5 protein-coding genes are annotated in these 6123 nt (G+C 34.6%); 4 read left to right on the top strand and 1 reads right to left on the bottom strand.

All coding sequences use genetic code 11. The annotated features are described in order from the left end of the window. Nucleotides 1-77: 77 nt before the first annotated feature. From ACKVOD_RS06070 to ACKVOD_RS06055, 4 genes are all read left to right on the top strand, one after another. Nucleotides 78-1496: an aldehyde dehydrogenase family protein gene (locus ACKVOD_RS06070; protein ID WP_409208574.1), complete on the top strand. Its 1419-nt coding sequence runs from the start codon at nt 78-80 to the stop codon at nt 1494-1496. A gap of 87 nt (nt 1497-1583) precedes the next feature. Further along, entirely contained in the window at nt 1584-2234 is a 651-nt protein-coding gene (locus ACKVOD_RS06065; protein ID WP_409208573.1) for a GNAT family N-acetyltransferase, read from the top strand. 90 nt (nt 2235-2324) lie between these two features. Then, nucleotides 2325-3677, top strand: a complete 1353-nt coding sequence (locus tag ACKVOD_RS06060; protein ID WP_409208572.1) for an NAD-dependent succinate-semialdehyde dehydrogenase — start codon at nt 2325-2327, stop codon at nt 3675-3677. A 59-nt stretch (nt 3678-3736) separates the two neighbouring features. Beyond that, entirely contained in the window at nt 3737-4594 is an 858-nt protein-coding gene (locus ACKVOD_RS06055; protein WP_409208571.1) for a hypothetical protein, read from the top strand. Between the two features lie 592 nt (nt 4595-5186). On the opposite strand, the gene ACKVOD_RS06050 is transcribed toward ACKVOD_RS06055, so the two are convergent. After that, entirely contained in the window at nt 5187-6014 is an 828-nt protein-coding gene (locus ACKVOD_RS06050) for a hypothetical protein (protein WP_409208570.1), read from the bottom strand. Nucleotides 6015-6123: the final 109 nt, after the last annotated feature.

The raw sequence follows: 6123 nt of genomic DNA, 5'->3' as shown, positions 1-6123 counted from the left end.
AATTTTAAAATCCGCAATAATCCGTGTTTTCGCTTTTGCGAATCCGTTTTATCAGCGTACAATTTTTAACAAACAAAATGAGAAAACAATATATAAACGGAGAATGGTGTGACGCAATGGATGGCGCAACTTGGGATTTACAAAGTCCTGCTACCGAAGAAATTTTGGATAAAGTTCCTTATGGAAATGCAGCCGATTGCAAAAAAGCGATTGCTGCAGCCGATGCTTCTTTCAAAACTTGGAAAAACACCACACCTTATTTCAGAGCAGAGTATCTGAAAAAAGCAGCCAATTATATGCGTGCTAATGTTGAGGCTTTCGCCAAAGAAACGTCTCTGGAAACAGGGAAACCAATGTTGGAATCTCGAGGAGAATGGCAGGTTTCAGCCAATCTTTTTGAATGGTTTGCCGAAGAAGGAAAACGCAGTTATGGACGGGTCATACCATCTAGTAGAATCGATAAGCGTTCCATGGTGATTTACCAACCGTTGGGTGTAGTTGGGGTTATTACGGCTTGGAATTTTCCAGCTTATAATCCTGCAAGAGCAGTTGCAGCTGCTTTGGCGGCTGGTTGTAGCGTGGTAATGCGCGGTTCTGAGTTTACGCCTTTGTCCAGTTTTAATATGGCTTTAGCTTTGCATGAAGCTGGAATCCCAAAAGGAGTTTTCAATCTAATTAATACAGAACCCGTTTCGACAGGAACGGAAATGATTGAAAATCCATTGTTGAAAAAAATAAGCTTTACAGGAAGTACGCGTGTTGGAAAAATCCTGATGGATGGCGCCTCTAAAACAGCAACAAAATTATCACTTGAATTAGGTGGAAATGCTCCAGTTATTATTGAAAAAGATGTTGATGTTAAGGTCATTGCACATCAAGCACTAGTTGCCAAATTAAGAAATTGTGGACAGGTTTGTGTCGCTCCGCAACGTTTTTATGTACACTCTTCTATTTTTTTTAAGTTTATTTCGATTGTAAAAGAAGATATTTCTAAACTAGAAACGGGAATTAATGGCGGTGCTATTGATTTTGTAGGGCCGTTAATTAATAAAACACAGCAAAAGCACACTTTGTCGCTGCTTGATAAAGCAAAATCGGAAGGAGCAATTCTTCATATTGGTGGAGAAGCGTCGGAAAAGGGATTTTTTGTTCATCCGGCTCTGATAGAAGCAAGACAAAAACAGTCTTTCATAAAAACAGAGGTTTTTGGACCTTTGATGATTGTGATTCCTTTCGATACCAAAGAACAGGTTTTAGAATGGGCGAATGATACCGAATATGGATTGGCGGCTTATGTATTTACAAATCATATAAAAACGGCTAATTTCTATGCTGAAAATCTGGAATTTGGAATGGTAGGAATCAACGAATGGGCTGCTCACGGGACTGAATTGCCTTTTGTAGGGATAAAAAGCAGCGGAATTGGTCACGAATCTGGTTCCGAGGGATTGAAAGAATATTTGGAAATGAAATTAATTAGTTACGGAGGAATGTAAGCCCCCTAGCCCCCGAAGGGGGAAAAGTAGGTTACAAAAAATAAAATATATTATTAATTTAATTTCCCTCTTTGGGGGCTAGGGTTTATGAAAAAAGAAATTCTTGGTAAATACATTTTGCAAACTGCTACGCCAGAATATGCAAAGCAAGAAGCGGAACTTCAAAAGATTGTTTTTCCGACTTTGTCAGACGAAGAATTAATGACCGAAGCACAATATAAACGGCATATTGAGATTTTTCCAGAAGGTCAAATGATTGTTTTAGACGGAGATAGAGTTATTGCGGCTACAACAACTTTGATGCAAAATCATCATAAAGAACCCCATACTTTTTTGGAAATTTCAGATAATTTATGGTTGGGAACGCACGACCCAAAAGCAGATTGGCTTTACGGCTTAGATGTTTCGGTTCATCCTGATTATCAAGGAAAAGGAATAGGTAGAGAAATCTATAATGCACGTCAAGAAGTGGCAAAACAAATGGGAACAAAAGGACAAATGACTGCTGGAATGCCTATTGGATTTGATAAAGTGAAAGATAAAATGACCATCGCCGAATATTGTGATAAATTAATAAAAGGCGAAATTATTGATCCAACGGTTACAGCTCAAACTAAATGTGGGTTTATTTTGGTAGAACCATTGTTCGATTATTTAGACGATCCACGCAGCGGAAATTGCTCAGTTTTGATGTATTGGCCATTGGATTCCAATACTAAATTAAGTGAAAATAAGTAGTTAATTAATCGTGATCGGCTACTGCTCCATTGATGACGAAAGGGAGTAGCTGTTTTTAAACTAAATTCATAAATATTTTAAATTTTTTAAATGATATTTCAATCCATCAATCCATTTTCTAAAGAACTTATCGGTGAACATGAGGTGTTGACTAATGCCCAATTGAATCAAAAACTAGAATTGGCTGAAAGTGCTTATAAGAATTGGCGGAATACGTCTTTTCAGGAACGAGCTGATAAAATGAAAAAGCTAGCTAATATTCTAAGAGAAAAAAAACAGGAATTAGGGCTGTTAATCACTTGTGAAATGGGCAAAATTTTGCCAGAAGGAATAGCAGAAGTAGAGAAATGTGCTTCGAATTGTGATTTCTATGCAGAAAATGCTGAGAAAATATTGAAAGATGTTTATTATGATACGCCATTTAAAAGCATGTCGGTTTACGATCCATCGGGTGCTGTTTTCGCTATTATGCCTTGGAATTATCCTTTTTGGCAAGTATTGCGATATGCAGCTCCAGCAATTATGGCGGGAAATGTTTCGGTTTTAAAACATGCGCCAAATGTTATTGGCTGTGCCAAAGCTATCGAAAATGCTTTTTTAGAAGCGGGTTTCCCAGAAGGTGTTTTCCAACAAATAAATATTGATATTCCTCAAGTTGAAAGCGTCATTGCTTCTGATATTGTTTCGGGAATTACTTTGACGGGAAGCGAAATGGCGGGTTCGTCTGTAGCTGCATTAGCTGGAAAGTATATAAAAAAATCAGTTATGGAATTGGGAGGGTCGGACGCTTTTATTGTATTAAATGATGCCGATTTAGAGAAAGCTGCTACCGTTGCAACGCAATCACGAATGCTCAATGCGGGTCAGGCATGTATTTGTGCTAAACGTTTTATAGTTACCGAAAATATAGCCGACGAATTTTCAGGTCTTTTTGCGCAAAAAATAAGGGACTTAAAACAAGGAAATCCATTGCAGGCTGGAATAAATATGGGGCCTTTGGCTCGATTGGATTTAGCCGAGAACCTTAATAGACAGTTAGATAAATCGCTGAAGCAAGGGGCTAAATTAGTAGTTGGAGGAGAACGGGATGGGTATAATTTCCAACCCACATTGATAGATTTTGTAGATTCGAATAATGTAGCTTTTCAAGAAGAAACCTTTGGGCCTTTGGCTACAATTATTAGAGCCAAAGATGAAAATGATGCCGTTTCAATTGCCAATAATCATCGATACGGCTTGGCCTCGGCAATTTGGACAGAAGACAGAGAAAAGGCCTATAAATTGGCACGAAAAATTGAATCCGGTAACGTTTTTGTCAATTCCTTGGTTCGTTCTGATTCTCGAATTCCCTTTGGAGGAATAAAAAAATCAGGTTACGGAAGAGAATTGTCCGAAATTGGAATTAAAGAATTTATGAATATGAAATCATTGATAATAGAATAATACATAATAATAATGAAATATAAATCAAAACCAATTTAATAACTAAAACCAATTTAAAAATGAAAAAAGTAACAATTATTTTAGCCTTATTACTGTCAAGTACAGTAACATTTGCACAAGACGCAGTCAAAGACACAACTGCGGTTGAAGAAGAATCTGTAACAGGAACTTGGGATTTAAATTTAGATTTAGCATCCCGCTATGTTTGGAGGGGGCAATGTTGGGGGGGCAATTATCCAGTTGCTCAACTTTATGGAGCGTATAATCTAAGCGAGAAGTGGTCTTTAGGATTATGGACTACACACAACTTTAAAAAAGAATATTATGATGTTGATGGTGGTTATAAAGGTTACCAAGAAATCGATTTTATTGTAAATTATGCAGTAAATGATTTTTTAACTATTTCTGCTCAACAGTATTTTTGGCCATCAACCGATAAACAAGAAGGAGTTTCAAATAAATTTTTTAATTGGGGTAATGATGGTTCAAATACGTTAGATTTATTATTTATGTTTGATTTTACTGAACGTGGAGTGCCATTATGGTTTACTTCGAGTACTTTTATAGCGGGTAGTGATTATAGATTTAAGGATGAGTTTGATGAAAAAGGCAAACAAAATTATACAACTTACATGGAAGTAGGGTACAATTTTGAAGCGCCATTTGGAATCAATTTCGCGCCAGTAGCAGGTGTGGTTTTGAATAATAAAGCGCAATATTACTACGCTGGAGATTATGATAAACCTTCTTTTGTTAATTTGGGATGTAAAATTTCAAAAGAGATTAAGTTGTCTGAAAATGTAGTAATGCCAATTTGGTTAAACTATACTTATAATGCTGCCGATGCTAGAGAAAATTTACAACCATTAGGACATCAGTTTTTAGTTGCTGGGGCTACTTTTTCTTTTAGTAAATAAAACAGTAGAGTACGTTTAATAAAAGATTAATTTTAAAAAAAAGTCGCCAATTTTGGCGACTTTTTTATGGCTATTCTTTTTCAAAACTATAAAATGAAAATAGATAAGTTATGAGAACTACATTTTTTTTGTTTTTTATTAATAAAAAGCAACTTCACCATTAGTAATATTGTGCATTCCTCCAACAATCCCGATTTCACTTTTTTGAATCATAAACAATTTGGGTTTTAACAAACGATTGCACTCTAGCAATTAATGTAGCTATAATAGCAGTTACTATTACGATAATAATAACTAAAAGTTTATACTAAAAATAGTTTTCTAATACGGATACTTTCGCATTAAAAGAAAAACACCAATGTGTGCCGAAAGTGATCCATTAAAATGGCGCTCGAAGTTGTTGGACCTTCCATAGCTCTTTTTAACCAAGAAGAAAGATGTATTGGAGCAAATAAGCTTGATTTTATATATTGAAAAGCCCCTTTTGGGGCTTTTTTTTAAATTTTGTCAAGTCATCACATGCGATTATTTATGTAGTAGGATGTTTTTTAGTATTTTGAGATGTGTCTAGCCTTGAAATTGTGTTACAGTATTAATAAACAACAAAATTAATAATCTTTTTACCGGTATAATTGTCTTCAGAATCACTGTAAAAACGAAAAATTAATTTTTGGGTTGAATACTGATAGTATCTTAGTGTCAAAGAAGTTGTAGATGTTCCTTTTATAGTTGGTAGTCCTAACTTACTAACAATCATGTCCATTGTGGTAGAACTGTTGTTTATTTTCCAGCTATTCCCAATTTCATAAGGATAATTAGTGTAATTGGTTTGTACATTGGAACTATTTGTGTAAATAAAATTGGAGCTTAATATACTAATTGATTCAACTACTGAACTGCTTTTTATAATTGTTAAGTTAAGTCCTTTTGAACCGTAATTCCAATATTCTAAGGTTCCTGTTGAAGAGTCTAATTTTTTATCAGGCTCTCCCAAAAGAGCTAATACTTTAGCAGATCCATCGTAATTAACTTTAATTCCTTCAACAGTAGTATAGTCTTTAACTCCGTGTTCATAAAAATTTAATGTTATATACTTAAATTCTTTGTTTGCGTTGTTAGTTAATTCCACATAGATATATGCTGTTGTGGCTACAGTTGATTTTATTTCGTACGAAGTAGATGTTGCTTTTGTTATAGAAATCGCAGGATTGGTCGATGTAACTGAAATAGTAGTATACCCTGTTCCATCAATGCTTAATACTATGGGGTCTTCTGTAAAAACAAATTCTTTATTAGCTTTTAGACTTGTAAATAAAATTGTGGGATCTTTATTATCTGACGAACAAGAAATGGAAAGCAGGATTACTAAGCATAATGGTAGAAAAGTAAAATAAATTTTGTTGGATAATTTTTTGATCATAATATAATTTTTTGTAAGTTTTGTTTTCAAAAATAGGACAATTAATTCTACAAAATACTAATTTTCTTATTTATATAAATAATTTAAATACTGTTGCTTATCAATCTTA

Origin of the sequence: Flavobacterium sp. (assembly GCF_046155325.1) — a bacterium.
Taxonomy (GTDB): Bacteria; Bacteroidota; Bacteroidia; order Flavobacteriales; family Flavobacteriaceae; genus Flavobacterium.
Note: the sequence above shows the minus strand (reverse complement) of the source record. Positions and strands in the feature narration are given on the sequence as shown.

Coding starts and splice junctions, on each gene's coding strand:
- ACKVOD_RS06070 (WP_409208574.1), top strand. CDS start 78: ATGAGAAAACAATATATAAACGGAGAATGGTGTGACGCAATGGATGGC.
- ACKVOD_RS06065 (WP_409208573.1), top strand. CDS start 1,584: ATGAAAAAAGAAATTCTTGGTAAATACATTTTGCAAACTGCTACGCCA.
- ACKVOD_RS06060 (WP_409208572.1), top strand. CDS start 2,325: ATGATATTTCAATCCATCAATCCATTTTCTAAAGAACTTATCGGTGAA.
- ACKVOD_RS06055 (WP_409208571.1), top strand. CDS start 3,737: ATGAAAAAAGTAACAATTATTTTAGCCTTATTACTGTCAAGTACAGTA.
- ACKVOD_RS06050 (WP_409208570.1), bottom strand. CDS start 6,014: ATGATCAAAAAATTATCCAACAAAATTTATTTTACTTTTCTACCATTA.